This window comes from Acidovorax sp. KPB24-07, from assembly GCF_057543315.1.
The window spans coordinates 1-2,468 of the sequence record NZ_BAAJYS010000456.1 but is presented as its reverse complement, the minus strand read 5'-3'; the positions used below and the strand labels follow the sequence as shown (position 1 = coordinate 2,468).

General features: G+C 69.2%; 2 protein-coding genes. One reads left to right on the top strand and one right to left on the bottom strand.

Annotated features, from left to right (window positions below; genetic code table 11):
* A partial coding sequence (locus tag AC27IQ_RS22500) for a THUMP domain-containing class I SAM-dependent RNA methyltransferase (RefSeq protein WP_487090861.1) occupies positions 1 to 920 on the bottom strand: 920 nt, incomplete at its 3' end.
* Positions 921 to 1,136: 216 nt separating this feature from the next.
* On the opposite strand from AC27IQ_RS22500, the gene AC27IQ_RS22495 reads away from it, so the two are divergent.
* A partial coding sequence (locus AC27IQ_RS22495; protein ID WP_487090860.1) for a cache domain-containing protein occupies positions 1,137 to 2,468 on the top strand: 1,332 nt, incomplete at its 3' end.

Sequence of the window (2,468 nt, the reverse complement as noted above, 5' to 3'; positions counted from 1 at the left end):
AGCATCACGCCGGGCTGGGCGGTGGGCGGCATGCGCTGCAGCGCGTCGCCGCCGCGCAGCTCGATGGCCTGGGCCACGCCCGCGCGCTCGGCGTTGCGCTGGGCGAAGTCCACCATGCGGTGCGACACGTCCGAGCCGAAGATGCCCACTGCCGGCGGTTTGATGGCCTGCTCTGCTTCATTTTTGATAGCAGACCAGACATGGGCCTGGAACGGCAGCAGCTTCTCGAAGGCGAACCGCCGCTGCATGCCGGCGGGGATGTGGCAGGCCATCTGCGCCGCCTCGATCAGCACGGTGCCGCTGCCGCAGCAGGGGTCGTACAGCGGCACGTCGCCCTGCGGGTCCCAGCCGGTGGCCGCGATCATGGCGGCGGCCAGGGTTTCCTTGAGCGGGGCGTCGCCCTTGTCCTCGCGCCAGCCGCGCTTGAACAGCGGCTCGCCCGAGGTGTCGATGTACACCGTGGCCTCGTCGGTGGTCAGGTGCAGGTGGATGCGCACGTCGGGCCACTGGGTGTCCACGTCCGGGCGCACGCCGGTCTTGGCGCGAAAGCGGTCGGCCACCGCGTCCTTCACGCGCAGCGCGGCGAAGTTCAGGCTGGTGAGCGGGCTGTGCTGGGCGGTGACATCGATCTTGAAGCTCTGGCGCGGGGTGAACCAGATCTCCCAGGCGACCTCGCTCGCGGCGGCGTACAGGTCGTTCTCGGAGCGGTATGGCCGGTGGCCGAGCTGCACCAGCACGCGCTGCGCGAGGCGGCTGTGCAGGTTGAGCATCAGCGCGTCGCGCCAGGAGGCCCGCAGCAGCACGCCGCCCCGGCCGGTGAGCAGGTCCTGGCCGGTCAGGCCGGTGATGCCGTGCACCTCGTCGGCCAGAAAACCCTCGACGCCAGCGGCGCAGGGCAGGAAAAGTTGCAGTTGGTTCATAGACGGCCCCGAGGATACGCGCTGGCAGCCCCGTTGCGGCGCCGAAGGCCCCCGCCGCCCGGCAAGGGCGCGGCAGGGCATGCGGGAAGCCCGGCGAATTCGGGCGAATCCGGGCATCAGGGTTTCCACCTAGCAGAACCGCCGGCTTGGCATTTGAGATGCGTCAACCGATGGTCAGAATGAACCCTTGTGTGTATCCAATTGCAAAGGTACCCCATGTTCAAAAGCCTGCGTGCGCGCCTCATCGGCATCTGCGTCGCCATCACCGTGCTCTCTCTGCTGGCCCTGGCGCTGGTGACCTTCTTCGTGGTGCGCAACGACACGCTGGCGCAGCTGGACGAGCACGTCGGCGGGCTCACCCGCCTGCATGCCGACGAAGTGGCCGAATGGGTGCGCGAAAAACAGCGGATCACCTCGTCCCTCAAGGTCGCCACCGAGCAGCCGGACCCGCTGCCCATGCTGCGCGCCATCAAGCAGGCCGGCGCGTTCGACCTGGTGTACTTCACCTATGCCGACAAGCGCCACATGGCGCTCACCAAGGTGCCGGACGGGTACGACGGCACTTCGCGCCCCTGGTACAAGCAGGCGGCACAGGCGGGCGGCCCGGTCATCACCCCCGCCTACGTGGGCGCGAGCAGCGGCAAGCTGACCATCACCTTCGCCGAGCCCGCCGGCCCGGCCGGCCAGCCCACGGCCGTGGTGGCCACCGACATCTACCTGGATTCGGTGACCGCCAAGGTCAACGCCATCCACCCGATCGCCAAGAGCTTCGCCTTCCTGCTGGACGGCGACAGCAAGATCCTGGCGTATGCAAAGCCCGGCATGGCGCTCAAGCCCGTCTCCGACATCTCGGGCAGCTTGGACGCCGCGCTCATCAAGCGCCTGGCCGAGCGCAACGAGCGCACCGACGTGCAGATCGACGGCGCCGAACAGATGCTCTACGCCGCCAAGGTGCAGGGCACGCCCTGGACGCTGGCCATCGCCATCGACCGCTCCGAGGCCACGCAATCGGTGCGCGCGCTGCTGCAGGTGGCCATCGTCATCACCCTGCTGAGCGTGCTGGCCGCCGTCGCGCTGGTCACCGTGGCCGTGAGCCACCAGCTGCGCCGCCTGGGCGTGGTGCGCGATGCGCTGGAAGACATCGCCTCGGGCGACGGCGACCTGACGCGCCGCCTGTCCACCCACGGCAGCGACGAACTCACCCAGATCGCCAGCGCCTTCAACCACTTCGTGGACAAGATCGCGGCGGTGCTGGTGCAGATCCGCGCCTCGTCCGAATCCGTGCGCCTGGCCACCAGCGAGATCGCCAGCGGCAACCAGGACCTGTCCTCGCGCACCGAGCAGCAGGCCAGCTCGCTGGAGGAGACGGCGGCCGCCATGGAGCAGCTCACCGCCACGGTGCAGCAGAACGCCGAGAACGCGCGCCAGGCCAACACGCTGGCCACGGGCGCCTCGGAGATCGCCACGCACGGCGGCACCGTGGTGGGCCAGGTCGTGAAGACCATGGGCGGCATCGATGCCTCGGCCCGCAAGATCGTGGACATCATC